The sequence below is a fragment of the Pseudomonas sp. AC112 genome (assembly GCF_979253545.1).
In genome coordinates, this window is sequence record NZ_CEEDCM010000001.1 from 4342226 (window position 1) to 4367289 (window position 25064).

Here is a 25064-nt window from a genome sequence, read left to right on the forward strand (position 1 = left end):
AATACTGATGAACCTCAGAACATTGCGGGCCTTTGTCGAAGTGGTGCGCCAGGGCGGTTTCTCCCAGGCTGCCGAGGTGGTGGCCCTGACTCAATCCACCGTGAGCAAGGCGGTCAAGACCCTGGAAGAGGAGCTGGGCACGCCGCTGCTCAATCGCCTGGGCCACCGCAACGAACTCACCGCTGCCGGCGAGATTGCCTACCGCCGTGCCTTGGTACTGCTCGCCGAGCGCAATGACCTGGTGGCCGAAATCAACGACCTGCGCGGCCTCAAGCGTGGCGTGCTGCGCATTGGCCTGCCCCCCGTGGGCTGCGGCGTGCTCTTCGCGACAATGTTCGCCACCTACCGCAGCCGCTACCCGGACATCGACATCGAACTCACCGAATACGGCAGCAAACGCCTGCGCGAGTGCCTGGAAGCCGGGGAGGTCGACCTGGCGGCGCTGTTGCTGCCGGTCGACGAAGACTTCGATTACCAGCCCGTGCGCAATGAGCCGTTGATGGCCGTACTGCCCATCAGCCACCCGCTGGCTCACCTCGGGCGTATCGACTTCACCCACCTGGCCGATTCGCCGTTCATCCTGTTCGAAGCCGGCTTCGCCCTGAATGCCAAGATCCTCGCCGCCTGTGAGCGCAAAGGCGTCACCCCCAAAGTGACAGCCCGCAGCGGGCAGATCGACTTTATTGTCGACCTGGTCGCGGCCGGCCTGGGCGTGGCCTTCCTGCCACGCATGCTGGCGCACAAGCATCAACACGCCGGTATCGCCCTGATCCCTCTGGACGAACCCCATACCGACTGGCATATCGCCCTGGCCTGGCGCACCAGCGCCCACCTGCCACCCGCCGCCTTGGCATGGCTGGAACTGGCCAGGGAACACGCCGTTTCAACCGGCCATCCGGTTTAATCGCGCCGAATGCCATAGAAAGCTTGACTTCTCCTTTTCAATCAGTAACATACGGCGCATTCCGCGATAGCTCAGTTGGTAGAGCAAATGACTGTTAATCATTGGGTCCCTGGTTCGAGTCCAGGTCGTGGAGCCAGATAGCGACATCAAGAAAAGCCTGCAGAGATGCAGGCTTTTTTTTGCCTTGGATTTTCTAGTCGATAAACCCCGCCCCCTCAATGTGATAAACCTGCGGTTCCTCCGAAAAAAACGCCTCCAACCCCAGCATGAACAGCCGATGGTCCTCACTCGCTTCAAACCCCGGCGTGTGGTGCTCCAGCGATTCCCAGCGCACGATCAGGTTGAAGCGCTCCGGTGTTTCAACGCCCTGGGCAAGCATATGGCCCAGGTAGCCTTGCGCACGGCTGAGCAGTGGCGCCACCTCGGCAAAGGCAAGCCTGAAGGCGTCGATGTGTTCCTTGTGAACAGGCAGCACGGCGATCTCGTAGATCATGACGTTGCTCCTTGAGTAGGCTCGACAGCAATTGCGATCTTCCCTTGGATGCCGTTGTTGGGGCTCTCCAGGCGGGCATGGGCGCGTCCAATGTCGGCCAGCGAGTAGACGGCGCCCACATGGGGGCGTAGTTGGCCCTGCGCAACCAACGTGCTCAGCTCATCCAGCTTGCCGCGATTTTGCCGCGTGAACACGAAGTGGTAACTCGCATTCTTGCCCCAGGCCTGGACCAGGTTCTGTGGCTGGGCGATGTCGACGATCGAGACCACGCGGCCCAGTTGCGCGAGTGCGTCGGGGCTGCGCGACAGCGTGTTGCCGCCGATGGTGTCGAACACCACATCGACGCCGCGCCCACCGGTTTCCCGCAAGATGGCGTCAACGTAGTCCTCCTTTTCGTAGTCGATGATCACGTCGGCGCCCATGCTTTCAACGAACTCAATGTTGGCTTCGCGCACGGTGGTGAACACCCTGGCGCCGATGGCTTTTGCCAGTTGGATCGCCACGTGGCCGACGCCGCCGGCGCCGCCATGTATCAGGATACTTTCCCCGACCCGAAGCGCTGCGCGCACGGTCAGCGCTTCCCATGCCGTGCCGCCGACCAGGCTCAGGCTGGCCGCTTCAAGGTGGCTCAGGGTGGGCGGTTTCTTGCCGATGATGCTTTCGGCTGCGACGTGGTATTCGGCGTAACTGCCGGGGCCGTCGAAGATCTGCGGGGTGTACCAGACTTCGTCGCCTGGCGCGAAATTCGTCACGCCGGGGCCGATGGCTTCGACAACGCCGGAGACGTCGTGGCCGGTGATGGCGGGGAGGGGCACCAGGTCGGCATAGTCACCGCGCCGCACCTGATAATCCAGCGGGTTGATAGACGTTGCGTGGACCCGCACCAGTACCTGTCCTGTCTGCGGAACCGGCGTGGGCACCTCGCAGCGTTTGAACGAATCCGGGCCGCCAAATGAGTCGAGCATCATCGCTTTCATTGCATTACCTCGTTTCAGTAACAGTGGGTTCAATAGCAGTGGGTTTCGGTAAAAAGGGATATCGGGAATTCTCGATATCCTAGGGTAAAAAATTACAGCTCCTTGCCGATGATTTCGGCCAGGGCGCTGATGGTTGCTTCGTTGCGCTTGTAGTAGGTCCACTGGCCGATACGCCGGGTTTCGATCAAGCCCGCGCGGTGTAGCGTGGCCAGGTAATCGGACACAGTTGACTGCGACAGCCCGACGCCTTCCTGGATGCTGCTGACGCAAACGCCCACGGTATGAACGTCCCCTTCATCCTGCGGGGGGAAGTTCTTTTCGGGATCCTTCAAACCTTTCAGGATTTCAAGTCGAGTTCGGTTTGAGAGGGCTTTGAATATGTCGAGTAGGTCCATGTCGCGAGGATATCGAGATTTACCGATATGTCAATGTGCAAAGTGAAGCCATGATGTTGCCGGTGCCCAGGCCGTCGCCATCCCGTGCAACACGCTCAGCGAAACGGTGGAGTGGATCGTGCACACCTACGGCAGCGGCGCGGGGGCTTATCGCCTCGGGTAAAAATTTTTTGTGGGCGCCGCTTGAAAATTTTAAGCCTGAACCTACATAGGTTTTACGCGATGCCGAATACGGGTCGCGTACCAAATCACTTGGAGAAACCTCAGGAGATTTTGCAATGGCTACTACTCTTTCGTTGGCCCCACTGTTCCGCCATTCCGTCGGCTTTGACCGTTTCAACGACCTTTTCGAATCGGCGCTTCGCAGCGAGGCCGGTACCACCTACCCACCGCACAACGTCGAAAAGCACGGAGATGACCATTACCGAATCGTCATCGCGGCGGCAGGCCTGGTGGAAGATGACTTGGAAATCCAGGTGGAAAAGGGCGTGTTGACCGTCGCCGGCGGCAAACGCGAGCACAATGAAGGCATCACCTACCTGCACCAAGGCATTGCCCAGCGCGCGTTCCGCCTGTCGTTCCGCCTGGTCGACCACATCGAAGTGCAAGGCGCACAGCTTTCCAATGGCTTACTGAGCATCGACCTGCTCAGGGTCGTGCCGGAGGAAGCCAAGCCTAAACGCATTGCCATCGGTGGCGCTGCCAAGGCTGAGGTGAAATCCATCGGCGAGCAGTGAGTTGAAATGAATAAAGGCGCTCTTTGGAGCGCCTTTATTCGTAACGCCCTCGCTAACGTGAAGGCACATTCTTGGCGCTCGGTTCGTGCGTCGCCTTAGCGTCACGGCCTTCCCACTTGGCAATCACCAACGGCGCCAGCGCATTGCCCAGCACGTTCAGTGCGGTCGTCGGCATTTCCATCAAGCGATACACCCCGGCAATAAACGCGATCCCCTCCAGTGGCAACCCGGCACTGGCGAGTGTTGCCGAGAGAATCACGAACATGAACCCCGGCACACCCGCAGCCCCCTTGGAGGTGAGCACCATGGTCACCACCAGCAGCGCCTGATCCCCAAGGCTCAGGTCGATTCCGTATAGCTGCGCCACGAACAGCGTGCCGATGCCAAGGAACAGCGAGGCGCCGTCGAGGTTGAACGAGTAACCCACCGGCACCACAAAGCTCACCAGCGAAGGCGGTACGCCGTAGGTCTCCAGCTTCTTCATCAGTTGCGGCATGACCGACGCCGAACTCGCGGTGGAGAAAGCCAGGATCAGCTCATCCTTGATATGGCGCATCAAGGCAAACAGGTTGATCCCGCACAGGCGCGCCACCAGGTTGAGCACCACCAGCACAAAGAACGCGATGGACACGTAACTGACCATGATCAGCTTGGCCAACGGCAGCAACGAGCCAAAGCCAAAGTTGGCCACGGTCACGGCAATCATGCCGAACACGCCAATGGGCGAGTAGGCCATGATCATCGACGTGACCTTGAACATGGCATCCGACACGCCACGCAGCAGCGCAATCACCGGGTCTTTGCGCTCGGCGGGCAACCGCGCCACACCAAGGCCGAACATCACCGCAAAAAACAGCACCGACAACAGACTGCCCTGGGCCATGGCGCTGACCACGTTGTCGGGGATGATCCCGACGATAATCTGCCCCAGGCTGTGACCCGCGCCACTGCTGGTGGGCAGGGTGATAGACGCCGCATGCAGGCTCGACAGTTCAGTGCCGGCCCCCGGCTTGAGCAGGTTGCCCAGCACCAGCCCGACAATGATCGCCAAGGTGGTGATGCAGAAAAAATACCCCAGGGAGCGCACGCCGATACGGCCCAGGGATTTACCATCGCCGTGCCCGGCAATGCCCACCACCATGCAGGCAAAAACGATGGGCACCACGATCATCTTCATCAGCTTGATAAAAATATCGCCCGCCGGTTGCAGGAGATTGTCCACCAGCCACGGCCGGGATTCGGGGAACTGGTGCAACAGGGCACCAATGGCGATGCCGGCGAGCAAGCCGATCATGATTTGCCAGACCAGCGCGATACGGGGCGTGTGCATGGGAATGCCTCATTTGAGATCAATGATTTTTAAGTTGTTGTTCTAGGCAGTCAAACAGCGGCCGTCCGGTGGCCGCCGGGTGCAGCAAAAGGCTTCAGCGCAGGTCGTGGCACGCGTCCTTGAGACGACGGCAACCTTCTTCGATCACTTCTAGCGAGCTTGCGAAGGACAGGCGCACATAGGGCGACATGCCATACGCCGCGCCGCTCACCGTGGCCAGGCCGTAGTCACGCAACAGGTAGTCCACCAGCTGGATGTCGCTGTCGAGGCGATCGCCTTGCGGGGTGAGCTTGCCTATCAGTGCGCTGACATTGGCGAACACGTAGAACGCACCGTCTGGTGGGGTACAGCTCAAGCCGGGGATACCCGCCAGCAGGGCCAGCATGTGCGCGCGGCGTTGCTGGTATTCCTCGCGCATGGCGGCGATGGGAGCCTGGTCTGCGGCAAACGCGGCGACGGCAGCCGCCTGGCTCAATGAGCTGGGGCAGGTGGTGGTCTGCGACAGCAATGTAGCGATGGCCGTGATCAGCCAGGCGGGGCCTGCGCCAAAACCCAAGCGCCAGCCGGTCATGGCATAGCCTTTGGAAGCACCGTTGACGATCAGCGTGCGCGGTTTGAGGTCGGGCGCCAGGCGCGTCAACGGCACGTGGCGGGCGTCGCCGTAGACGAAGTGCTCGTAGATTTCATCGGCCATGATCAGCACATGGGGATGACGGCGCAGCACCTGTGCCAGCGCCAGCAGTTCGGCTTCACCGTAGACCGCGCCGCTGGGGTTGTTCGGGCTGTTGAGAATCACCCATTTGGTCTGTGGGGTGATCGCCTGTTCCAAGGCTTCGGGCGACAGCTTGAACCCCAGGCTTTCGTCGCCGGGAATAATCACCGGTGTTGCATCGTTGAGCCGTGCGATGTCCGGGTACGACACCCAATACGGCGTGTGCACGATGACTTCATCACCGCGATTCAGCGTGGCCGCCAGCGCGTGGTAGATGATGTGCTTGCCGCCGCAACCGGCCACCACTTCATCCAGGCCGTAGGCCAGGTCGTTGTCCCGTTGCAGCTTGAGACAGATGGCCTGGCGCAGGGCGAGGGTGCCGGTGGTGGGCGTGTAGTGGGTGTCGCCGCTGTGCATCGCCTGGCTGGCCGCGGCAAGGATATGCGCCGGCGTGTCGAAGTCCGGCTCGCCCACGGTGAAGTTGACGATATCGCGGCCCTGGGCACGCAATTGGGTCACCAACGCATTGGCGGCGATGCTGGGGGAGGGCGCGATGCCCAGGACGCGATCAGACAACAAGTGCTTCATGATGCGAGCCCTGCGTTGTCCAGGACCTTGTCGATCCAGCTCTGGCGCACGGCACCGCTGGCGATCTCGGCTTTGACGGCCTCTTCATGGTCGGCATGTTGCGCAGCGCGGCGCAGCACTTCGGCGGCGTCGGCTTGGGAGAACGCAACCAGGCCGTCTTCATCACCCACCACCAGGTCACCGGGGTTGACCAGCATGCCGCCGATGGACACCGGCACGTTCACTTCACCGGGGCCGGTCTTGTAGGGGCCGGTGTGCACCACGGCGCGGGCGTAGCAGGGCGTGTCGTCAAAGCTGGCGACATCGCGGATCGCGCCGTCGATCACAAACCCCACGCAACCGCGTTGCTGGGCGTAAAGCTTGACCAACTCGCCGATCACCGCGTTGTTGGTATCGCCCTGGCCGTCCACCACCAGCACATGGCCGGGTTGTAGCAGGCTCAGGGCTTTGTAGATCAGCAGGTTATCGCCGGGGCGGGTCTTCACCGTGATCGCCGTGCCCACCAGTTTGCCGCTGCGGTTGTAGCGTGTCAGGCCGCGCACGCCGATGTGCCGGCCGAGGTTGTCGCTGATGTGCGGAGTGACCACCTGGGCGAAGGCCTCGACCAGTTCGGCCGAGGCCATGGGGGCGTTGGGAAGGATGCGTGAACCGGGCAAGGACATGGCAAATCTCCAGAATCGTTGAATAGCGACGGGCTATGGCCGGATCTTAGGAGTGATGATCGGAGAGTTTTAGCGATATTTTATGATGTGTTAGCATCGCTTTTTTTCATGACTGGCCCGCATGATTACCTTCAAGCAAATCGACGCGCTGTACTGGATCGCTGAACTGGGCAGCTTCGAAGCCGCCGCCAACAAGCTGAATATGTCGCAGTCGGCCATTTCCAAGCGCATCCAGGAGCTGGAGGACACCTTTGATGTCGAGATTTTCGACCGCAGCAAGCGCAACGCCCGGTTGACGGAAAAGGGCGGCGAGCTGCTGGACTATGCGCGTGACCTGCTCAACAGCCGCGACCAGTTGCTGGAGCGTGTCAGCGCGCGTGAAGTGCTGGTGCGCAGGTTTCGCCTGGGCGTCACTGAACTCACCGCACTGACCTGGCTACCGGCGTTGGTGGAAGCGCTGCGCCAGGCCTACCCCAAGGTGCAGATCGAGCCGTCGGTGGAGCTCAGCAGCGAGCTGTTTCGCAAACTGGAAAGCGACCAACTGGACCTGGTGATCGTGCCCGACGTCTACAGCGATCCGCGCTTCCACAGCACCCCCCTGCAATGCGTGGAAAACGCCTGGATGTGCTCCCCCGGCCTGATCCCGGACGCCGACCCCATCAGCCTCGAAACACTGGCCAGCTACACCGTGCTCACCCAAGGCTCACAGTCGGGGACCGGGATGATCTACGAGCGCTGGCTGGCGGCAAACAACGTGCAGATGCCGCGCACCCTCACCAGCCACAACCTGCTGGTGCAGGCCGGGTTGGCGCTGTCGGGGATCGGCGTGAGCTACCTGCCGGTGGCGTGTCTGTCCCATCTGATCGAGCAAGGCACGTTGCGCGCGCTGATCACACAGCCGGCGTTGCCGGATATCCAATATGTGGCGCTGCACAGGGTGGACCGCCAGTTCGGCCTGAACCAGGACGTGGCGAAGCTGGCCCAGGCCTGCTGCGACTTTTCGCGGCTGTTGTTTTAGCGCCTATCTTTGGACATTGGACCGTCCGAATCCTACGAGCTCAAATATGTGGTCAAGTTGGATGAGCCAGGCTTGTACCTGGTTCGCTTTCTTTCGCGGATGAAAAGCGACCATATCGAACGCCACAAACTCAGAATGAACACACCGTCGATTATTGAGTATTCAGCCGGCGCCGATGCGTATGTCACTGTGCCGAAGGCGGTTGAATAGCGCGGGAATTGTTGTATTTACCTGCGGTGGGCTGGTAAGTATGGCGACATCTATTTACCCGGTGTAATGCGTCATGAAGCGCCATTTCGAAGATTTGCAGCTGGGCAGTATCGAACTGTTCTGCCTTGCCGCCGAAGCCAACAGCTTCACCGCCGCCGCGCAGGTTGCCGGTGTCACACCGGCCGCCGTGAGCCGCAGCATTTCGCGCCTGGAAGAACGCCTTGGCTCGCGCCTGTTTGTGCGCACCACTCGCAGCATTCGCTTGACTGACAATGGCCGGACGTTCTTCGAACAATGCCGCCAGGCCCTGACCCAACTGGTGGAAGCCCAACAGGAAGTGATGGGCGCCCAGGCCGTGCCGTCTGGGCTGCTGCGTATCAGCATTCCCACCACCTATGCCCATCACCGCTTGCTGCCGTTGCTGCCGAAGTTCCGCGCCTTATACCCGCAGGTCAGGGTGGATATCCACATCAGCAACCGCAATATCGACTTTGTCGCCGAAGGTTATGACCTGGCGATCCGCGTACGTGCCCAGCCAGACTCGTCACTGATCGCGCGCCTGCTGGAAGACGCTGAACTGGTGGTGGTCGCGGCACCGTCCTACCTGAAACGCGCCGGCGTGCCACAGACGCTGGCGGATTTGCCCAACCATGAATGCATCCAGTATGAACTGCCGAGCAACGGTCGGCGCATTGCCTGGCTGTTCCAAGTCGACGGCAAGGCGCAGGAGTATGCAGGGGAGGCGGGGTACAGCTGCTCCGATGATGTGCTGGGCGGCGTGACCCTGGCCAAGCACGGCGCGGGGTTGTTCCAGACCTACAAGTTTATCGTCGAGCAAGAATTGGCCGATGGCAGCCTGGTGGAGGTTTTGCAGCCTTACGGCGGACGCTCTCGACCGTTTACCTTGCTGTATCCCCATGGTCGGTATGTGCCGCACCGGGTGCGGGCTTTTGTGGATTTTCTGATGCAATGTCGAGAGGCCTAGCCTCCGGTATGCAGGCGCCCCTGTGGTGAGGGAGACGCGATGGATGCAGCAATATCCCAGGTCAGCAGCAGTTGGCTGATTGCCGCGTCGATGGCTGCATGGGGCACGCCGTCGCGCGCCAGTATCGAAACGCCTTGCAAGAAACTGTCAAACACCGCCGCCATGGCCGGGGCGTTGATCGTCTCCGGCAACTGCCCTGCGCTGATGGCGCGCTCCACGCAGGCCACGATCCCCGCCCGCGTGCGCAGCCGCGATTGCGTCAAGCCATCCGCCACCCGCGTATTCTCCGGGCTTGGTGCACTCATCACGCCCAAGGCCACCATGCAGCCCTTGGGGTGCCCGTCTTCACACTGCATGCGTGCGGATTGGCGCAGCGCGGTTTCAACGGCCTTGCGCGGGAGCAGGTTTTCATCCCATAGGCATTCCGTGACCCGGGCGTAGGTGGCGAGGTAGCGCTGCACGCATTCGTCGAACAGCGCCTCCTTGGAGCCGAACGCTGCATAAAAACTCGGCGCGGAGATCCCGCCCCCCAGGCCGGCCTTGAGCTGGGCGAGGGAGGTGGCGTCGTAGCCGTGCTGCCAGAACAGGTGCAGGGCCTGGTCCACGGCGAGTTCGCGGTCGAAGGTGCGGGGGCGGCCCATCTGTGCCATGTCTGATCTCCGGTGGGGAAGCGAGATAAATACTAGTCGATACATAAGTCGTTGACAACGTGGCGTGCTCGCCTGCAACATTTGTATCGATCAGTATTTAAGTCCCGCTCAAGGAGTTTCCCGTGACACCCTCACTGACTTTATCGGCGTCATCCGACCGCCTGCCCATCGGTGCCTTGCTCGCCCTGGCCATGACCGGCTTTATCTGCATCGTCACCGAAACCCTGCCCGCTGGCCTGTTGCCGTTGATCAGTGACGGCCTGGCGATTTCCCCGTCCATGGCCGGGCAGATGGTCACCGCCTATGCCCTGGGCTCGGTGCTGGCGGTGATCCCGATGACCATCGCCACCCGTGGCTGGCGCCGGCGCAATGTGCTGCTGCTGACCATCGTCGGTTTCCTGCTGTTCAACTCCATCACGGCACTGTCGTCCCACTATGGCGTGACCCTGGTAGCGCGTTTCTTTGCGGGTGTCGCGGCCGGGTTGGCCTGGAGCCTGCTGGCCGGTTACGCCCGGCGCATGGTTGCGCCGCATCAACAGGGCAAGGCGCTGGCGTTGGCGATGGTCGGCACGCCGATTGCGCTGTCGTTAGGTGTGCCGCTGGGCACCTGGCTGGGCGGGCTCGTGGGGTGGCGCACTACCTTTGGCTTGATGTCGGCCGTGAGCCTGGTGCTGATTGCCTGGGTGTTGGTGAAGGTCCCGGACTACGCGCCCCAGCCTGCGCACCAACGCGTGTCGTTGGGCAAGGTGTTGACCACGCCAGGTGTACGGCCGGTGCTCGCGGTAGTGATCAGTTGGATGCTGGCACACAACATTCTCTACACCTACATCGCACCCTTCGTGGTGCCTGCCGGCTTGGCAGAACGGGTCGACCTGGTGCTGTTGGTCTTCGGGATCGCTGCGTTGGCGGGGATCTGGATCACCGCCAGGTTGGTGGAGCCACTGTTGCGCCTCACGGTCCTCACCAGCCTGGCAGTGTTCGGGGCCGTCTCGTTGGTATTGGGCTTGTTCGGCAGCGTGGCGCAGGTGATCTACCTCGGCGTGGCGGTATGGGGCCTGAGCTTCGGCGGTGCCGCAACCTTGCTGCAAACGGCCTTGGCCGATGCGGCGGGAGATGGCGCGGATGTGGCGCTGTCGCTGAATGTGGTGGCCTGGAACAGCGCGATTGCCGGCAGTGGCGTGGTCGGCGGGGTGTTGCTGGACACTTGGGGCGTGGCGTCGTTTCCCTGGGCCATGCTGGTGCTGGTCGGCGTGTCCCTGGCGATTGCCTGGGGCGCCCGTGCCCATGGTTTCAAGCCCGGACGGCGGGCGGGTGCGGCAGTGGTGGCGCATTAAACCTTCGGACGAACGCCACAGGGTGTACGCTGGGCCTCAATTCATCGGATATTAGCCCTTCATGTCCACGCAAAGCGAAGAGAGCCGCCAGATCGTAGCGTCTCTGGCGCACCGTGCTGGTCCCACCGCTGATATTGCAGGCATCGCCGAGGCGATCATGTCGATATTGCAGGACATGGACGCAGCACTCACCCCCATCATCGGGCAGCAAGGCTGTGTCGCGCTGTTGCGCCGCAGCCTGCACCTCAGTGCGTCGACCCAGGCGCGCCTGGCCAGTGTGCACGACCGCGTGCAGGCCGCACCGGATCGGGCCGGGCTCAAGGCCGCACTGCTTGAGCTGAGTGAAGCCGATGCACTGTTTTTCGGTGAGGTGCTGCTCACCACCTTTTATACCTTGCTCACCACGCTGATCGGGCCCTCGCTGACTGCCCGCTTACTGCGTGACGTGTGGGAACCTTCTTTGAGCGACACCCCTTCGCAGGAAAATTCGCCATGAGCACCAAAGTAACTATCAACCGCCTGGCTACCGGTGTGCCAGGGCTGGACGAGGTGCTGGGCGGAGGTTTGCCGGAGTTTTCGTTCAACCTGATCGCCGGCCCGCCTGGCTGTGGCAAAACCACCCTGGCGCACCAGATGATGTTCGCCCTGGCGACACCCGAACGCCCAGCGCTGTTTTTCACCGTTCTGGGCGAGCCACCGCTGAAGATGCTGCGGTATCAGCAGCAGTTCGACTTCTTCGACAACGACGCCATCAACCAGTCGATCCGCTATATCAACCTGGCCGACGACACCCTGGCCGGGAACCTGGACGAAGTGCTGCGCCGCATTGTCAGCGAAGTGGAGGCACACTCGCCGTCGCTGGTGTTTGTCGACTCCTTCCGTTCGGTGGTGCTCGCCAGCCAGACCCAGCACAACCCGAATAACAACCTGCCGCAGTTCGTGCAACAACTGGGCATGTTGATGACCACCTGGCAGGCGACCACCTTCCTGATCGGCGAGTACTTCACCGAGACCGACACCAACCCGATCTTCACCGTGGCCGATGGGCTGATCTGGTTGCGCCAGAGCGTCGAGCGCAATTCGATGGTGCGCAAGATGGAAATCATGAAGATGCGCGGCCAACCGACCTTGCCGGGGCTGCACACCTTCCGTATCGCCAGTTCCGGCATCAAGGTGTTCGCACCGGCTGCGATCAACCCGGTCGAAGCGCCAATGACGCTGCCTGTGCAACGCCTGAAAATGGGCGTTCCACGCCTTGACGATATGCTTGGCGGCGGCCTGCCTCGCGGCTATTCGCTGCTGGTGGCGGGGCCGTCGGGGTCGGGCAAAAGCATCCTCGCGGCGACCTTCCTGGCCGAGGGCGCGCGCAATGGCGAAACCGGCGTTATCGCGGTGTTCGAGCAGCGGCCCAACCGTTCGCAAAATGCCGTATTGGCCGACTTGATCCATAGCGGCAAGGTCGGCCTGGTGGACAGCCGCGCACCGGACCTGTCGATCGATGAAATCGTCCAACTGCTGCTCAGTGAAATCAGCCGCTTGAACGCCACACGGGTGGTCATCGATTCGCTGTCGGGCTTTGAGTTGGCCCTGGCGCCGACCTTCCGCGCGGACTTCCGTGAGTCGTTGTCACGCATGGTCACCGCGCTGACCCGCGCCGGGGTCAGTGTGTTGATGACCTCGGAACTCGAAGACCGCTACACCGACCTGCGCTTCAGCCCCTACGGCACGGCGTTCCTGACGGATGCGATCATCGTGCAGCGCTACATCGAAGTGCGCAGCCGACTGCTGCGCATCATGGCCGTGGTGAAGGTACGCGCCAGCGCCCACTGCGATGAGCTGCGCCAATACCATATCAATGACGATGGCCTGCAGATCGGCGAGATGCTCGCCGACCAGGAGGGGCTGCTGGGTGGTCGCCCGACCACCTTGCGCACAGGCGCTGAAAATGTGTGAGTTGACTCATGAGTAAAGGCACAGGCGGGGACGCGCGTGAGGTGGCCAATGCCGCCCATGAACTGTTCCTGCTCGGCCAGAAAACGGTTGAAGCGCGCGCGGTGTTGGCTGCACTGCAGCAGCAACTGAGCGACGCCAACAGCCGCCTGGTGGATTCCCAGCACGTCGAGCAACTGATCGAGGCCAACCAGCAGTTGGTGCTGGCGATCCTGCTGGCGCAATCCGACGCGGTCGCGGCGCCTCAGGTCGAGGAGCAGCAGCTGTTCCAGGAACTGCGCGAAGCCAATGCACAACTGGTGATCGCCGCACTCAGCGCCCAGGACCTGCAGGCCACCGCCGAACGTGCGTTGGGCCAGCAGAAAAGCATCCTGGCGATGGTCGCCCATGAACTGCGCAACCCACTGACGCCCATCAGCCTGATTGCCGAGCGCATGGTCCGGCTGCCCAGCGACCAGCTGCCGCGTATGCGCGAGTTGATCGAAGGCCAGGTCCAGCATATTTCCCAACTGGTCGACGACTTGTTGGATGTGTCACGCGCCAGCACCGGCAAACTGCGCATCAACCGCCGCGAGGTGGACATGCTGCGCATCCTCAATGCCGCTGTCGACGCTTGTAGCCCGGTGATGATCACCCGCAAGCAGCAATTCGATGTGGCGCTGCCCGACGCCGTCCTCAGCCTGAACGGCGACCCCGTGCGGCTCGCGCAGATCCTGCACAACCTGCTGGGCAACGCGGCCAAGTACACCCAGGCGGGTGGCACCATTGCGATGAAGGTGACCGTAGAGGCCGGGCAATTGAGGATCAGCATTGCCGACAACGGCATCGGCGTGACCGCCAAGGCCTTGCCGTTCATTTTTGACCCTTATGTGCAGGACGCCCACGCCATCGGCTTCAACAGCGCCGGCCTGGGCATTGGCTTGACCGTGGTGCGCGAACTGGTCGAAGCCCACGGCGGAACGGTCACGGGCAAGAGTGAAGGGCACGGCAAGGGCAGCGAATTTGTGGTGACGCTGCCGCTGTCGGTCTAGCAGGCTGAACCTGCGGCACCAAATTGACTTATGAGGGTCCATAAGCCCCGCGCGGCCGACTGTGGTCGTGCGTCTGTCGGCTCCGTGCCTCGGAGCCTGTCGTCCGTTTTACCCTCACCATAAGATCTAACGCATGTACCTACGCAACATTGCAGTCGGGCTGTCGGCCCTTGTTTTGCTTTCCACCGCTGTAGACGCACGCAGCCTGGCCAATCCCTATACCCCCGCGCAGCAACGCAGCTCGTTTGACGGATGCGCCCAACTCTTTCCCGCCACCAACCCGATCAAGACGGCCACCGTTCCGGCGTCGATGAAGCCCCTGGCCCTGTGTTCCGACACCTTTGCGGTGCTGTATTCGCAAACCAGCAAGACGCCGCTGGTGGTGGTCGAGCGCCTGAATGCCGCGCAATTGAAAGACGCCAAGGGCGAGGAGCGCACCAACCAGTTCTATGCGGACCCGCGCATTCCCAAAGGCGGTCGCGCAGAGCTGAGTGACTACCGCAGCCAGCACCCTGCCGTGGACCGTGGCCACCAGGCTCCGGCCGCCGACGCGCCGAACGCCCACGCCATGGCCCAATCCTTCGCGCTGTCGAACATGGTGCCGCAAGACCCCACCAACAACCGCAAGATCTGGAGTAAGGTCGAGGCCGACGTGCGCAAGTTTGCCAAGCGGGCCGGTGGCGATGTGTATGTGTTCACCGGCCCATTGTTCGACGCGGGCTACGGCACCATCGGTGACAACAAAGTCTGGGTGCCGACGCGCCTGTTCAAACTGGTGTACGACGCCTCGAGCCAGCGCGCCTGGGCCTACGTGTTACCCAACGCCGAGACGCGGGTCCAGAAGCCGATGGACTACGCCACCTTTGTAAAAAGCACCGGGCTCAAGTTACTGGGGGATCTCCCGGTTTCGGGGTCGGTGGGGCGGACATGATCGACGCGGGCCGATCCAGCTGGCGCTTGAGGGTGTAGAGCGCCACCCCCACGGCAAGGATGCCCGACACTGCGCCGACCACCAGCGCCCAACGCGGGCCCAGGTGGTCGGCCACCCCACCGACAATGGGCGCACCGATCGGTGTACCGCCCAGGGCTACGCCGACACGCAGGGCAATCACCCGGCCGCGCATGGCCGGCTCGGTGGTGAGCTGCATCAGGCTGTTGGTGGTGTTGCTGAAGGTCATGGCGCCCACGCCGATTATCACCAGCGCCACCGCGAACAACCCGTAGTTCGGCGCCAAGGCCGCCAACGTACAGCCAATCCCGAAGATCGCCGCACCGTTGAGCAGCGACTTGAACTGTGGCCGTTCACGGCCCGCCGCGATCAATGCGCCGGCGATAGTGCCGATGGCCAGTGTCGAGGACAGCAGGCCATACCCGCGTGCATCGGTCTCGAACACGCGCACCGCCATGGTCGAGATGAAAATCGGGAAGTTCATGCCGAAGGTGCCGATCAGAAACAGCATCAGCAGGATCGCTTTCAAGTCCGGTCGCGCCCACACATAACGCAAGCCCTCGGTGAGGCTGCCCTTGGTGCGCAAGGCACGGACCTTGGCGTGCTGCCCTGACACCCGTAAGAAAAACAGCGAGGCCAGCACCGCAAAGAAGCTGCTGCCATTGAGCAGGAACGCCCAGCCGGTGCCCACCGACGCGATGGTGAGCCCGGCCACCGCCGGACCGATCATTCGCGCCATATTGAACGAGGTGGAATTGAGCGCGATGGCGTTCGACAGGTCCTTCTCGCCTACCAATTCGGCGACGAAAATCTGCCGCACCGGCGCATCGAACGCCGAGGCACAGCCGGACAGGAATGCGAACACATACACATGCCACAGCTCGACAAACCCGGTGATGGTCAACACCCCCAGCGTCAGCGCCAGCAGACCCATGACAGCCTGGGTCACGATCAGCAATTTGCGCTGGTCGTAGTGGTCGGCAGCGAAACCGGTCCACGGCAGCAACAGCAATTGCGGCCCGAACTGCAGCGACATAACGATACCGACAGCGGCGGCGTTGTGCGGGGTGAGTTGAGTGAGTACCAGCCAGTCCTGGGCGGTGCGTTGCATCCAGGTGCCGATATTGGAAACCAGCGCGCCGGCGGCCCAGATGCGGTAATTGGGGCTGCGCAGGGAACGGAAGGTACCGAGGAAACTCATGGCGGTGTTCGTGACTCCTCAAACAGGCCAGGACGATTGGAAGATGACCTGGCAACAGTGTGCGGCGAGTGCCGTCCACAACCACAGTGAACATCAATGGGGGAGTTGTCGAGCCCCAGCGAGGCTACGAAGGCGGCATTGCTGACATATCCTTGGCTTGTCACACCGCCTTCGCAGCCTCGCTAAAGCTCGACAGCTCCCACGGGGTTATACTCGCCCCCTCGCAATCAACCCATTCAAACCCGAGATACCCCATGAGCACCTCTCTTCCTCTCACCCCCGCGCGCAAGCCTGTCGCGCCGCTGGTGGCCTTTATCATCCTGGTGCTTGGCGCCCTGTTCCTGCAAAACAGTGTCGGCGCGCGCCAGGTGCTGTTACTGGTGGTCGGCGCGGCACTGGGCTTGACCCTTTATCACGCCGCCTTCGGGTTCACGTCAGCCTGGCGGGTGTTCATCAATGATCGCCGTGGCGCTGGCCTGCGCGCGCAGATGGTGATGCTGGCGGTGGCGGTGTTGCTGTTTTTCCCGGCCTTGGGGGCGGGCACATTGTTCGGGCAGCCGGTGGTCGGGCTGGTGGCGCCGGCCGGGGTGTCGGTGGTGTTCGGGGCATTTATCTTCGGGATCGGCATGCAGTTGGGCGGCGGTTGTGCGTCGGGCACGCTGTTCACCGTGGGCGGCGGTAATGCGCGCATGCTGGTGACGCTGTTCTTCTTTATCTGCGGTTCGCTGATCGCCACGCACCACGTGGACTGGTGGTTTGCGCTGCCGGCCTTCCCGGCAGTGTCCATCGTCAAGAGCTTCGGCGTGGTGCCGGCGATGGGCCTGAGCCTGGCGGTGTTCGCGATCATTGCGCTGGTGACCGTGCGCCTGGAGAAGCGCCGTCATGGTCAGCTGGAGGAGGGCGTGAAAAGCGAGCACCAAGGCGTGCGTCGCTTCCTGCGGGGGCCGTGGCCCTTGGTGTGGGGCGCCATCGGCCTGGCCTTGCTCAACTACGCCACGCTGGCATTGGCGGGGCGGCCATGGGGCATTACTTCGGCATTCGCGCTGTGGGGTGCCAAAGTCGCGAGCGGCCTGGGTGTGGATGTGGCCAGCTGGGCGTTCTGGCAGATGCCGGGCAATGCCAAGGCCCTGGCCGCGCCGGTGTGGGAAGACATCACCAGCGTGATGGACATCGGCATCGTCCTCGGTGCACTGCTGGCCGCAGGCCTGGCCGGGCGCTTTGCCCCGAGCCTGAAAATCCCGGCGCGCTCGCTGGTGGCTGCGGTGATCGGCGGCCTGCTGCTCGGCTACGGTTCGCGCTTGGCGTACGGCTGCAACATCGGCGCGTACTTCAGCGGCATCGCCTCGGGCAGCCTGCATGGCTGGGTATGGCTGGTGGCGGCGTTCATTGGCAACAGCCTGGGTGTGCGTCTGCGACCGTTTTTCTTTGCGGGCGAGCGGCCGCAGGTGGCATTGAGCGGTTGCTGAATCAGCTTTCCGGGGAATTGTCTGGCGCCTGAGCCGCTTCAGCCGCCAGCTTTTCGCGGTCCGCCTTGCTGATGTATTTATCCTTTTTCTTCGGCGCCAATTTGGCGTTGGCCTTCCTGGCTTTTTCCTTGAAGAGCTGCTGGAGCTTTTTCTGGCGGTTCATGTCGTTCTACCCGGGTTGTTCAGGCTCGGGATGATACCAGCTTCGCTCACTGGGTCGCTTTTTAGCGCCGATCTGTGCATTGAATCGCCTGTCCTTTCGCCAATAATCGGGTGCTCCATCGCACAACGGAAGACACCAGATGAGCCTCCACACCCGCACTAAACGCCTGACCGTCCCACAATTGGTTGCCATGAAAGGGCAGCAGAAAATCGTCTCTCTGACGGCTTACTCCAGTGCCATCGCCAAGCTGATCGATCCGTTGGTCGATTTCATCCTGATCGGTGATTCCACGGCCATGGTCGGTTATGGTCGGCCTTCGACCTTGAGCATGCAGCTTGAAGAAATCATCGGCCACACCCGCGCCGTGGTCGACAGTACGCGCCTGGCGTGTGTCATTGCCGACATGCCGTTTGGCAGTTATCAGGAATCCAACGAGCAGGCCTTTCGCAATTGCGCCCAGGTGCTGGCGCGCACGGGCTGCGATGCCGTGAAGCTGGAGGCCAACCAGGCCTTGGCCGGCACTGTCGAATTCCTGGTGGCGCGGGGTATTCCGGTGATGGCTCACATAGGACTGATGCCGCAATTCGTCAACGTGATGGGCGGCTTCAAGGCCCAGGGCCTTACCGCTGAAGCGGGCGCGCGGATTGCCGAGGACGCGCGGGCCAATCTGCAGGCGGGGGCGTTCAGCCTGGTGCTCGAAGGCGTGGCTGAAGGCGTGGCCCGTCAGATCACCCTCGACTCGAAAATGCCGACCATCGGCATCGGCGCATCACCGGCCTGCGACGGCCAAGTGCTGGTCACTGAAGATGTGCTGGGCCTGGGCGGTGAACACCTGCCGCGCTTCGTCAAACAGTACGCGGATGTGGGGGCAGTGATTCGCGACGCCTGCGAGCGGTTTGCCGAAGACGTTCGCCACGGCCGCTTCCCAGAGGCGCGGCACTGCTACGGGCTCTGATGAACCGCGTGCGACAACTGCTCCACGGCCTGGGCGATATCCTTGCTCCAATCGAGGGTGAAGCTCAGGCGCAGGTGCTGTTTCCAGCTGCCTTGCTGGCTGAACAGTTCACCGGGGGCGATGACGATGCGCTCGCCCAGCAAGCGTTCGAGCACCTGGCGCATGTCGACCGGGTGCGTCGCCGCAAGCCAGAAGCACGCACCGCCTTGCGGAGTCATGACCTCAAAGGCGCCCTGGGCGTATTCGTCCAGCAGGTTTTTCATGCGGATCATGCACTCGTGCAACAAGGCCCGCAGCTTGTGCAGGTGCGCGTCGATGCGCTTGGAGGTGAACAGCTTGGCGATCGCTTTCTGACGGATCGGTGAGAGGCGAAACGCCCGTTCCAGGAACAAACGCTGCAACTGCGGCCCACACCCACGGCACAGCACATAACCATAGGGGGCTTCCGAGCCGATCACCTTGTCGAAGGTCGAGAAAACCAGCAGCTTCTGTGGGTCGGCAAAGTCGCGATAGCGCGCTGGTTGGGGCGCGAAATACAAGTCGCCGTACGTGTCGTTTTCGAACAACCAGATAGCCCGCTCCGCCAGCCACCGGCAGACCTGCTGCTTATCCTCGGGGGGCATGCGGCTGCCGTGGGGAATGTTCACGGTGGATGACAGCACTGCCAGGCGGACGGGTGTATGTTCGAGCAGTTCATTCAGGGCGAGCAGGTCGAAACGACCGTCGTCGTCCAGGTGCAGTTCGATCACACGGATATTCGCCGCCTGCAACTGGCGCAGGATCGCCCACGAACACGGCGACTCTACGAGCGCCACGCTGCCTGCCAGGTCCAGGGCGTTGAGCGCCAGCTCCAACACACTGTGCAGGTCCGCACCGATATACACCTGATCGGCCTGCCAGTAGTTGCCCGTGGAACAGGTGTAGCGTTCAGCCAATGCCGCGCGCAACTCGGGCTCGCCGAAGGGCAGGTACTGCGGTGTCAGGGCACGCGGGTAGTGGCGGGCCAGTTCGCGCTCGATCATCAGCAGTGGGTTTTCCAGCGACAGCAAGATGGCCGGGACGTCGGCGCTCAGGGCCAGCATGCCCGGTTGGCGGGAGTTGGCGAAGACCTGGTCGAGCAGGTTGGATGAGCGTTCAGTCGATAAAGGCGCGGGTATCAACCGCGTGAAATAACCGAGCTTGGGCCGTGCGTAGATCCGTCCCTCATCCTCCAGCAACGAATAGGCGTATTTGGTGGTCGACACCGACACGCCGAGGCGCTGCGCCAATTGGCGCAGGGACGGCAGTTTTTGCTCGCTTTGCACAGGGCCGACCTCGATCAGCTCGACGAGGTAGCGATACACCGCTTGATAGGCGAAGGCGGTGTCCTTGGGGTTAGCCATGCGTACTCAAGAGCCGACGGCCGTGTGCGCGTCAGCGCTCTGCGGCTTATGCATGACAAACGTTGCCTTTACCCGTCTGGAGACCAGCATGTAAGGCACCCATATGAACAAGGCGATCAATGTCCGTGCCAGCTCTTTTGTCGTGTTGGCGTCGAAGATGGGTTCATCTACGAACACTAATGAGCACACCCAGGCATCGAGCGGAATGAACACCGCCGACGCAATCACCGTCGCGATATAAACCTTGGGAAATAGATAGTGCTCGGTGATGAAGAGGTAAATGAGGTACGCGTAGGTGGCGACAAACAACACATTCATCAGCGCTTCCGACACCAGAATCGGCGCCCACAACGGGTTGTACAGCGTCGTCCCGGGCGTCGACAGCAGGGTAAAAGTGCCATCTGCAAACAGAGGGTATTGCACCGCAAGCAGGCTATAGGCCGTGCGGGAAATCGTGATGACCAGGCCTATTACAATGAGCACGAGCCAGCCCCGTAACCCTCTCAACTCTTCGCTTTCTTGCATGTTGCGCTCCATGGGGACTCAGTTGATCAATGGCTGAACGATTGCTGCAAAAACGCAGTCATCAGTCCTACCACCTGTTGTTGGATCTCTGCCCTTGGCCGAGCCCCTTCTCCATCCCGGCAAATCATGCCATCGCCCGGCGAACTTTCTTCAATCAGCTCCATGCCGCCCGGCTTGCAGATCGACATGAACGTGAAGTGAGTGGCGTCGCCGATCTCCACGTACTGAGTCGAGGCTTTGGGCAGGCGCTTGACCAACGCGGCGGACTCCAGGTTAGGGTCCATATCTTCTGTGGGCACGCCACCCGCGATCACCAGCGCCGGTACGGAAAGTGTGGCCAGACTGGCGTCGGTGAAGCCGGGTGCGAGGCCCAGGTCCAGGGACACAATGGCGGTGACGCGTTTGTCGCTCAAGTCCGCGGCCAACTGGGCTTTGCCTTCGGGTGTGCCGGCGGGGTTCATCTCGTGGTAACCCATGCAGCCGCCGAGCTTCGGGTGTGCGTTGCAGGCTTGAGTGAACAGGTCGGGATCGAAACGCGCGCCAGCAATCTCAAGCACAGTCCAACCGCCGAGGGAGTGGCCGACGGCGGCAATCCGGGTTTTCGCCACCGCGCCAAATTGCTTGGGCTGGGCCAGGACTGCGTCGATAGCGCGACTCAGGTCGGCCGGGCGTTTCCATAACTGAGCGGCGGCCTGCGGGCTGCGATCTTTGGTGGTGGTGCCAGGGTGGTTGACTGCCGCCACGATGTAACCTTTGTGCGCCAAGGCACTGGCCAACCACACCTGTTTGCCCCAATTACCGCCGTAGCCGTGGGAGAGCACGACCAAAGGATGCTCACCGGCAGCCGGTGGTGCATCTGTCACAGCGAGGGCGCCGATGAACACCCCGTTGTCGGCGATCAGCTGGGGTTTTGCGGTGGTTGCAGCAGCGGGATACCACACCACCATTTCCAGCGGGCGGCTGGTCTGCGCGTCGGGCAGGGTGGTGGTCTTGAAGCCGACAGGGCTTTCGGCCGCGAGGGCGGGCGTGGTCAGGCAAAACACCAGCAGGGCGCGCAAGGCGGTTTTCATTGTTGTTATCTTCCTTGATTTTGGTCGCGCATCATTACCTGAAACCGATCGTCTGGGTACCCCTCTTTACCCTTGGTATTTGCCAACCCAACCCCATAACTTGCCTGTATCCATTGCGCGGAAGAACCGACCATGACCAACCCAACCGAAACCGCCATCCTCGCCGGCGGCTGCTTCTGGGGCATGCAAGACCTGTTGCGTCGCTACCCCGGCGTGCTGCACACCCGTGTCGGCTACACCGGCGGCGATGTGGCGAATGCCACTTATCGCAACCATGGCAACCATGCCGAGGCGATTGAAATCGTGTTTGACCCGGCGGTAATCAGTTATCGGCAGATTCTGGAGTTCTTTTTCCAGATCCATGACCCGAGCACGCCTAACCGGCAGGGGAATGATTTGGGGCCGAGCTATCGCTCGGCGATTTACTACCTGAGTGAGCAGCAGCGTGACATTGCCGAAGACACGGCTGCGGATGTGGATGCATCGAAGTTATGGCCAGGGCGGGTGGTGACGGAGATTGAGCCGGCGGGGCCGTTTTGGGAGGCGGAGCCGGAGCATCAGGATTACCTGGAGCGGATTCCCAATGGGTATACCTGCCACTTTATTCGGCCGAATTGGAAGTTGCCAAAGCGCGCCTGATGCAAAGGTGCAGCTGATTCGGGGTCAGCCCCTCCAAGGTCTGACCCCTGACCCCCTAGGTCAAGGCCACTTGGGCGCTGAGCGGGTTAACGAGTCTTCTTCCAGTGCCGCGATCTGTTCAGCGGTGGAAGGCGCTTGGGCCCAACCCAGCACAAAGATGCTGAGCGCTAACAGCAGCGGGCTGCCGTAGACCTTGTAGTACACCCACACTTCAAACGGCGCAAAAAAGGCAAGCAGGGCATTCAAGATGGCCAGGGCGGTCATTAGCAGTGACAGCTGAAGCACGTAGGTGCGCCATTGCGCCGGCGAGCGCTTTAACCTGGCGCCGAATACGGCCTGCAGCACGTTCACGCGACACCCGACCTCCAGGGCCGTGATCAACAGTGCGAACAAAGCGAGTGTGATGGGTGGCCCTAATCGCAAAAAATCCGCGTTGACGAGCAACGCACCGCCGATCGTGAAACCCAACACCAGGCTGAAAAGTCCGGAGTAGATGAAAAATGCCAGGTACGTACGCCACAGGAGGCTGAGGGCCAGGGAAAATCGCTGTTTTATCATCACTACCTACGTCCTTGTCAGAAAAGTCGCCAATGTTATGGGGTGGTCATTCAACTTATCGCCTTTATCGTCTCCCTGACCCTTCACTGACTTCCCCAAAAACTCGCGTTCCTGCTGCATCACCGAGTGGCAGGGCCGACAGTGCTTTCAGCTTGTTATGAGGGCCTGTCAAGCGTGTTTCTCCGTCACGTGTTGTCACGGTGATCCTCTCTGAATCACAGCGATACAAGGGGGTGAACATCGGTCTTTTTGGGTAATACACGCCTTCCTCTCGTTCGGAATATTTCAAGGTGAGCAAGGCGTTTTGCAGGGCGTCGGGGTTGATGGCGCCTGCAATATGCCATTCGGAAAGCGCGGCCAAACGGTACAGGCTGTAGGCAGTGGCTACCGACATACCAAAGGTCCAATTGAAGAGAAAGTCGTTCTTGAATGTGTCGGTTATACCAAGGCCATGGGCAGCCCATAGCAGGCCCGCCATCAGTGTGTGATAGATAACGATGGCTTGGGGGAGGGCCAGGGCCTTGTAGGGGTCGACCGTAAATTGGTCTTTGAGCGTCAGCCGGGTGATGGCTGTGTGGTTGTCGGATTGCTTCAAGCGATACCCCTCCTGGGTGGTGTTTTCCTGAGTGAGAGCGGGTCGCATTCTACGCAAAATGTGGAGGCTGCGCAGGGGGGGGCTTGAGGGGGCATGCTTATTGTTAGGGCGGCCGTCATCGTAGCCTCGCCAGGGCTCGACAACTCCCACTGGGGAGCGGCGTTATAGGTGGGAGTTGTGGCCGCGAAAAGAAATGTCCCCTCACTCAGTCGGTTTTGTAGGCCTTGTACTCGTTCTGCAACACGATATGGTCCGCCACGTACTTCGCATCGTGCCACACCCCGTAGATAAATGAGGACGCGCGGTTGACCAGGTTCGGCAGCCCCAAAAAGTAGATGCCGCTTTCCGCCGAGATCCCGCGCTTGTGGAACGGCTCGCCTTTCTCGTCGAACGCATTCACCTTCAACCAGCTGAAATCGAAGGTGAAGCCGGTCGCCCACAGGAGGGTGGTCACGCCGGCCTCAGCCAAATCCAGGTTGAGGATCGGATTCACCAGGCACTCCGGGTCAGGCAACAGTTCCCAGGCTTGCGGCTCCGGCGGAAACGGCAACCCGTTCGCTTCGATATAGGCATCCGCATCGCGCAGTACATCGAAGTAGGCCCGATCGCCTTCGGCCAAGTTCTGGGCCAGGCCCGGTTGGAAGGTCATGACACCGTCCGCCCACGCCTGGGTGACGCCCACCAGGCGAATCCCCTGGTGCGCCAGGCGGCGGAAGTCCACGGTCTTGCCGCCCTCATAACCACTCACCGCGAACGCCACGTGTTTTTTCTTCGGCTGGATTTTGACTTCATCCCACAGGCCCAATGCACCCAGCCACCAGCAGTAGTCGCGGCTGCGGTAGGCGCGGGGCGGGCGGTAGTGTTCGCCCACCGAGAGGTACACGGTCTTGCCGGCTTTTTGCAGTTCTTCGGCGATTTGCGAGCCGGAGGCGCCAGCGCCAACCACCAACACGGCGCCTTCGGGCAGTTGGCCGGGGTTCTTGTAGGTGGAGGAGTGCAACTGATGAATCGGCGCGCTGGCGGGGACGATGTTCGGGATGGACGGGCGCTGGAACGGGCCGGTGGCGGCGACCACGTTGGCGGCTTCGATCACGCCCGCCGAGGTGGTGACCTTGAAGCCGGGGCGGCCGACATGGCGCTCCACCGCCTGTACTTCCACGCCCGTGCGTACCGGCGCCTGCAACTGCTGCACATAGGCTTCAAAGTAATCGGCCATGCGCTCTTTCGGTGGAAAGGCCTCGGGTGAAATGCCTTCGAATTTGAGGCCGGGGAAGCGGTCATGCCACGCGGGGCCGTTGGCGACGAGGGAGTCCCAACGTTCGGAACGCCAGCGTTCGGCGATGCGGTGGCGCTCCAGTACGATATGGGGCACGCCCATCAGGGACAGGTGTTCGCTCATGGCGACACCGGCCTGGCCTGCGCCGACTACCAGGGTGTTGATGGTTTCTACTGACATGGGCGGTTCCCGAGGGTAGGTTGAACATTTGTGGTGAGCGGGCTTGTCCCGCGCTGGGCTGCATAGCGGCCCTAATCAAGTCATCGCGTTCTTTCAGGTAAACCCCGCTGTGAGGTTTGGGGCCGCTTC

Annotated in this window: 27 protein-coding genes and 1 tRNA gene; 13 read left to right on the top strand and 15 right to left on the bottom strand. The window is 61.7% G+C overall.

The annotated features are described in order from the left end of the window. Positions 1 to 7: 7 nt before the first annotated feature. Together AC0IYN_RS20125 and AC0IYN_RS20130 are read left to right on the top strand one after the other, a co-directional pair. Positions 8 to 904 carry a LysR family transcriptional regulator gene (locus AC0IYN_RS20125; RefSeq protein WP_099492301.1) on the top strand — a complete coding sequence of 299 codons (897 nt, stop codon included), beginning with the start codon at positions 8 to 10 and terminating at the stop codon, positions 902 to 904. A gap of 60 nt (positions 905 to 964) precedes the next feature. Continuing rightward, positions 965 to 1040, top strand: a tRNA-Asn gene (locus tag AC0IYN_RS20130). Positions 1041 to 1097: 57 nt separating this feature from the next. Here AC0IYN_RS20130 and AC0IYN_RS20135 read toward each other — a convergent pair. From AC0IYN_RS20135 to AC0IYN_RS20145, 3 genes are all read right to left on the bottom strand, one after another. Beyond that, positions 1098 to 1397 (bottom strand): antibiotic biosynthesis monooxygenase family protein, encoded by a 300-nt coding sequence (locus tag AC0IYN_RS20135; RefSeq protein WP_471842828.1) that lies wholly within the window; start codon positions 1395 to 1397, stop codon positions 1098 to 1100. Continuing rightward, on the bottom strand, positions 1394 to 2374 hold the full coding sequence (locus AC0IYN_RS20140) for a zinc-dependent alcohol dehydrogenase family protein (RefSeq protein ID WP_406599038.1): 981 nt from the start codon (positions 2372 to 2374) through the stop codon (positions 1394 to 1396). Before AC0IYN_RS20140 ends, AC0IYN_RS20135 begins: the two co-directional genes overlap by 4 nt. 92 nt (positions 2375 to 2466) lie before the next feature. After that, on the bottom strand, positions 2467 to 2769 hold the full coding sequence (locus tag AC0IYN_RS20145) for an ArsR/SmtB family transcription factor (protein WP_406599037.1): 303 nt from the start codon (positions 2767 to 2769) through the stop codon (positions 2467 to 2469). A 278-nt stretch (positions 2770 to 3047) separates the two neighbouring features. On the opposite strand from AC0IYN_RS20145, the gene AC0IYN_RS20150 reads away from it, so the two are divergent. Beyond that, positions 3048 to 3506 (top strand): Hsp20 family protein, encoded by a 459-nt coding sequence (locus AC0IYN_RS20150; RefSeq protein ID WP_099492304.1) that lies wholly within the window; start codon positions 3048 to 3050, stop codon positions 3504 to 3506. A gap of 52 nt (positions 3507 to 3558) precedes the next feature. Here AC0IYN_RS20150 and AC0IYN_RS20155 read toward each other — a convergent pair whose 3' ends face one another. From AC0IYN_RS20155 to AC0IYN_RS20165, 3 genes are all read right to left on the bottom strand, one after another. Next, on the bottom strand, positions 3559 to 4836 hold the full coding sequence (locus AC0IYN_RS20155) for a cation:dicarboxylate symporter family transporter (protein WP_368946082.1): 1278 nt from the start codon (positions 4834 to 4836) through the stop codon (positions 3559 to 3561). Positions 4837 to 4930: 94 nt separating this feature from the next. After that, positions 4931 to 6136 carry a pyridoxal phosphate-dependent aminotransferase gene (locus tag AC0IYN_RS20160; protein ID WP_406599036.1) on the bottom strand — a complete coding sequence of 402 codons (1206 nt, stop codon included), beginning with the start codon at positions 6134 to 6136 and terminating at the stop codon, positions 4931 to 4933. Beyond that, positions 6133 to 6798: an RraA family protein gene (locus AC0IYN_RS20165; RefSeq protein WP_406599035.1), complete on the bottom strand. Its 666-nt coding sequence runs from the start codon at positions 6796 to 6798 to the stop codon at positions 6133 to 6135. Before AC0IYN_RS20165 ends, AC0IYN_RS20160 begins: the two co-directional genes overlap by 4 nt. A 121-nt stretch (positions 6799 to 6919) precedes the next feature. On the opposite strand from AC0IYN_RS20165, the gene AC0IYN_RS20170 reads away from it, so the two are divergent. Together AC0IYN_RS20170 and AC0IYN_RS20175 are read left to right on the top strand one after the other, a co-directional pair. Beyond that, positions 6920 to 7816, top strand: coding sequence for a LysR family transcriptional regulator (locus AC0IYN_RS20170; protein ID WP_471842835.1), 897 nt, complete (start codon positions 6920 to 6922; stop codon positions 7814 to 7816). 283 nt (positions 7817 to 8099) lie between these two features. Further along, positions 8100 to 9011 carry a LysR family transcriptional regulator gene (locus AC0IYN_RS20175; protein ID WP_457238515.1) on the top strand — a complete coding sequence of 304 codons (912 nt, stop codon included), beginning with the start codon at positions 8100 to 8102 and terminating at the stop codon, positions 9009 to 9011. On the opposite strand, the gene AC0IYN_RS20180 is transcribed toward AC0IYN_RS20175, so the two are convergent. Continuing rightward, on the bottom strand, positions 9008 to 9661 hold the full coding sequence (locus tag AC0IYN_RS20180; protein WP_457247927.1) for a TetR/AcrR family transcriptional regulator: 654 nt from the start codon (positions 9659 to 9661) through the stop codon (positions 9008 to 9010). The genes AC0IYN_RS20175 and AC0IYN_RS20180 overlap by 4 nt on opposite strands. 122 nt (positions 9662 to 9783) lie before the next feature. Here AC0IYN_RS20180 and AC0IYN_RS20185 point away from each other — a divergent pair, with 122 nt between their 5' ends. The 5 genes from AC0IYN_RS20185 to AC0IYN_RS20205 all read left to right on the top strand — a co-directional run bounded on the left by AC0IYN_RS20185 (position 9784) and on the right by AC0IYN_RS20205 (position 14907). Beyond that, positions 9784 to 10995, top strand: coding sequence for an MFS transporter (locus tag AC0IYN_RS20185; RefSeq protein WP_457238517.1), 1212 nt, complete (start codon positions 9784 to 9786; stop codon positions 10993 to 10995). 61 nt (positions 10996 to 11056) lie between these two features. Continuing rightward, complete coding sequence (locus tag AC0IYN_RS20190) at positions 11057 to 11491, top strand: hypothetical protein (RefSeq protein WP_471842839.1); 435 nt, start codon at positions 11057 to 11059, stop codon at positions 11489 to 11491. Continuing rightward, on the top strand, positions 11488 to 12948 hold the full coding sequence (locus AC0IYN_RS20195) for an RAD55 family ATPase (protein ID WP_458375648.1): 1461 nt from the start codon (positions 11488 to 11490) through the stop codon (positions 12946 to 12948). The genes AC0IYN_RS20190 and AC0IYN_RS20195 overlap by 4 nt, the downstream gene beginning before the upstream one ends. Before the next feature lie 8 nt (positions 12949 to 12956). After that, positions 12957 to 13976: a sensor histidine kinase gene (locus AC0IYN_RS20200; RefSeq protein ID WP_406599028.1), complete on the top strand. Its 1020-nt coding sequence runs from the start codon at positions 12957 to 12959 to the stop codon at positions 13974 to 13976. A gap of 133 nt (positions 13977 to 14109) precedes the next feature. After that, positions 14110 to 14907 (top strand): DNA/RNA non-specific endonuclease, encoded by a 798-nt coding sequence (locus AC0IYN_RS20205; RefSeq protein ID WP_457238519.1) that lies wholly within the window; start codon positions 14110 to 14112, stop codon positions 14905 to 14907. Here AC0IYN_RS20205 and AC0IYN_RS20210 read toward each other — a convergent pair. Further along, entirely contained in the window at positions 14858 to 16126 is a 1269-nt protein-coding gene (locus AC0IYN_RS20210) for an MFS transporter (RefSeq protein WP_471842844.1), read from the bottom strand. The two genes, AC0IYN_RS20205 and AC0IYN_RS20210, sit on opposite strands and share 50 nt — an antisense overlap. Before the next feature lie 254 nt (positions 16127 to 16380). Here AC0IYN_RS20210 and AC0IYN_RS20215 point away from each other — a divergent pair, with 254 nt between their 5' ends. Continuing rightward, on the top strand, positions 16381 to 17592 hold the full coding sequence (locus tag AC0IYN_RS20215; protein WP_471842847.1) for a YeeE/YedE family protein: 1212 nt from the start codon (positions 16381 to 16383) through the stop codon (positions 17590 to 17592). A gap of 1 nt (position 17593) precedes the next feature. Here the strand turns inward: AC0IYN_RS20215 and AC0IYN_RS20220 are convergent, their stop codons facing one another. Then, the gene (locus tag AC0IYN_RS20220; protein WP_406599024.1) at positions 17594 to 17755 is read right to left on the bottom strand and encodes a DUF2986 domain-containing protein; all 162 of its coding nucleotides are present in this window, start codon (positions 17753 to 17755) and stop codon (positions 17594 to 17596) included. Between the two features lie 139 nt (positions 17756 to 17894). Between AC0IYN_RS20220 and panB the strand changes: the two genes are divergently transcribed. Beyond that, entirely contained in the window at positions 17895 to 18710 is an 816-nt protein-coding gene (panB, locus tag AC0IYN_RS20225; RefSeq protein WP_406599023.1) for a 3-methyl-2-oxobutanoate hydroxymethyltransferase, read from the top strand. Here panB and AC0IYN_RS20230 read toward each other — a convergent pair. From AC0IYN_RS20230 to AC0IYN_RS20240, 3 genes are read right to left on the bottom strand one after another with little or no spacing between them, the layout of a single operon-like run. Further along, positions 18698 to 20092 (bottom strand): aminotransferase-like domain-containing protein, encoded by a 1395-nt coding sequence (locus tag AC0IYN_RS20230; protein ID WP_406599022.1) that lies wholly within the window; start codon positions 20090 to 20092, stop codon positions 18698 to 18700. The two genes, panB and AC0IYN_RS20230, sit on opposite strands and share 13 nt — an antisense overlap. A 6-nt stretch (positions 20093 to 20098) precedes the next feature. Next, on the bottom strand, positions 20099 to 20617 hold the full coding sequence (locus AC0IYN_RS20235; RefSeq protein ID WP_406599021.1) for a DUF2569 domain-containing protein: 519 nt from the start codon (positions 20615 to 20617) through the stop codon (positions 20099 to 20101). A gap of 26 nt (positions 20618 to 20643) precedes the next feature. After that, positions 20644 to 21687, bottom strand: a complete 1044-nt coding sequence (locus tag AC0IYN_RS20240) for an alpha/beta hydrolase family protein (RefSeq protein WP_406599020.1) — start codon at positions 21685 to 21687, stop codon at positions 20644 to 20646. A gap of 132 nt (positions 21688 to 21819) precedes the next feature. On the opposite strand from AC0IYN_RS20240, the gene msrA reads away from it, so the two are divergent. Continuing rightward, positions 21820 to 22326, top strand: a complete 507-nt coding sequence (gene msrA, locus AC0IYN_RS20245) for a peptide-methionine (S)-S-oxide reductase MsrA (protein WP_406599019.1) — start codon at positions 21820 to 21822, stop codon at positions 22324 to 22326. A gap of 60 nt (positions 22327 to 22386) precedes the next feature. On the opposite strand, the gene AC0IYN_RS20250 is transcribed toward msrA, so the two are convergent. From AC0IYN_RS20250 to AC0IYN_RS20260, 3 genes are all read right to left on the bottom strand, one after another. After that, entirely contained in the window at positions 22387 to 22884 is a 498-nt protein-coding gene (locus AC0IYN_RS20250; RefSeq protein WP_406599018.1) for a septation protein IspZ, read from the bottom strand. A 64-nt stretch (positions 22885 to 22948) separates the two neighbouring features. Beyond that, entirely contained in the window at positions 22949 to 23479 is a 531-nt protein-coding gene (locus AC0IYN_RS20255; protein ID WP_471842856.1) for a hypothetical protein, read from the bottom strand. 205 nt (positions 23480 to 23684) lie between these two features. Then, the gene (locus tag AC0IYN_RS20260; RefSeq protein WP_471842858.1) at positions 23685 to 24935 is read right to left on the bottom strand and encodes a flavin-containing monooxygenase; all 1251 of its coding nucleotides are present in this window, start codon (positions 24933 to 24935) and stop codon (positions 23685 to 23687) included. Between the last annotated feature and the right edge of the window lie 129 nt (positions 24936 to 25064).

Coding starts and splice junctions, on each gene's coding strand:
- AC0IYN_RS20135 (WP_471842828.1), bottom strand. CDS start 1,397: ATGATCTACGAGATCGCCGTGCTGCCTGTTCACAAGGAACACATCGAC.
- panB (WP_406599023.1), top strand. CDS start 17,895: ATGAGCCTCCACACCCGCACTAAACGCCTGACCGTCCCACAATTGGTT.
- AC0IYN_RS20195 (WP_458375648.1), top strand. CDS start 11,488: ATGAGCACCAAAGTAACTATCAACCGCCTGGCTACCGGTGTGCCAGGG.
- AC0IYN_RS20235 (WP_406599021.1), bottom strand. CDS start 20,617: ATGCAAGAAAGCGAAGAGTTGAGAGGGTTACGGGGCTGGCTCGTGCTC.
- AC0IYN_RS20230 (WP_406599022.1), bottom strand. CDS start 20,092: ATGGCTAACCCCAAGGACACCGCCTTCGCCTATCAAGCGGTGTATCGC.
- AC0IYN_RS20260 (WP_471842858.1), bottom strand. CDS start 24,935: ATGTCAGTAGAAACCATCAACACCCTGGTAGTCGGCGCAGGCCAGGCC.
- AC0IYN_RS20125 (WP_099492301.1), top strand. CDS start 8: ATGAACCTCAGAACATTGCGGGCCTTTGTCGAAGTGGTGCGCCAGGGC.
- AC0IYN_RS20160 (WP_406599036.1), bottom strand. CDS start 6,136: ATGAAGCACTTGTTGTCTGATCGCGTCCTGGGCATCGCGCCCTCCCCC.
- AC0IYN_RS20165 (WP_406599035.1), bottom strand. CDS start 6,798: ATGTCCTTGCCCGGTTCACGCATCCTTCCCAACGCCCCCATGGCCTCG.
- AC0IYN_RS20205 (WP_457238519.1), top strand. CDS start 14,110: ATGTACCTACGCAACATTGCAGTCGGGCTGTCGGCCCTTGTTTTGCTT.
- AC0IYN_RS20220 (WP_406599024.1), bottom strand. CDS start 17,755: ATGAACCGCCAGAAAAAGCTCCAGCAGCTCTTCAAGGAAAAAGCCAGG.
- AC0IYN_RS20140 (WP_406599038.1), bottom strand. CDS start 2,374: ATGAAAGCGATGATGCTCGACTCATTTGGCGGCCCGGATTCGTTCAAA.
- AC0IYN_RS20240 (WP_406599020.1), bottom strand. CDS start 21,687: ATGAAAACCGCCTTGCGCGCCCTGCTGGTGTTTTGCCTGACCACGCCC.
- msrA (WP_406599019.1), top strand. CDS start 21,820: ATGACCAACCCAACCGAAACCGCCATCCTCGCCGGCGGCTGCTTCTGG.
- AC0IYN_RS20215 (WP_471842847.1), top strand. CDS start 16,381: ATGAGCACCTCTCTTCCTCTCACCCCCGCGCGCAAGCCTGTCGCGCCG.
- AC0IYN_RS20250 (WP_406599018.1), bottom strand. CDS start 22,884: ATGATAAAACAGCGATTTTCCCTGGCCCTCAGCCTCCTGTGGCGTACG.
- AC0IYN_RS20175 (WP_457238515.1), top strand. CDS start 8,100: ATGAAGCGCCATTTCGAAGATTTGCAGCTGGGCAGTATCGAACTGTTC.
- AC0IYN_RS20150 (WP_099492304.1), top strand. CDS start 3,048: ATGGCTACTACTCTTTCGTTGGCCCCACTGTTCCGCCATTCCGTCGGC.
- AC0IYN_RS20180 (WP_457247927.1), bottom strand. CDS start 9,661: ATGGCACAGATGGGCCGCCCCCGCACCTTCGACCGCGAACTCGCCGTG.
- AC0IYN_RS20145 (WP_406599037.1), bottom strand. CDS start 2,769: ATGGACCTACTCGACATATTCAAAGCCCTCTCAAACCGAACTCGACTT.
- AC0IYN_RS20210 (WP_471842844.1), bottom strand. CDS start 16,126: ATGAGTTTCCTCGGTACCTTCCGTTCCCTGCGCAGCCCCAATTACCGC.
- AC0IYN_RS20200 (WP_406599028.1), top strand. CDS start 12,957: ATGAGTAAAGGCACAGGCGGGGACGCGCGTGAGGTGGCCAATGCCGCC.
- AC0IYN_RS20170 (WP_471842835.1), top strand. CDS start 6,920: ATGATTACCTTCAAGCAAATCGACGCGCTGTACTGGATCGCTGAACTG.
- AC0IYN_RS20190 (WP_471842839.1), top strand. CDS start 11,057: ATGTCCACGCAAAGCGAAGAGAGCCGCCAGATCGTAGCGTCTCTGGCG.
- AC0IYN_RS20155 (WP_368946082.1), bottom strand. CDS start 4,836: ATGCACACGCCCCGTATCGCGCTGGTCTGGCAAATCATGATCGGCTTG.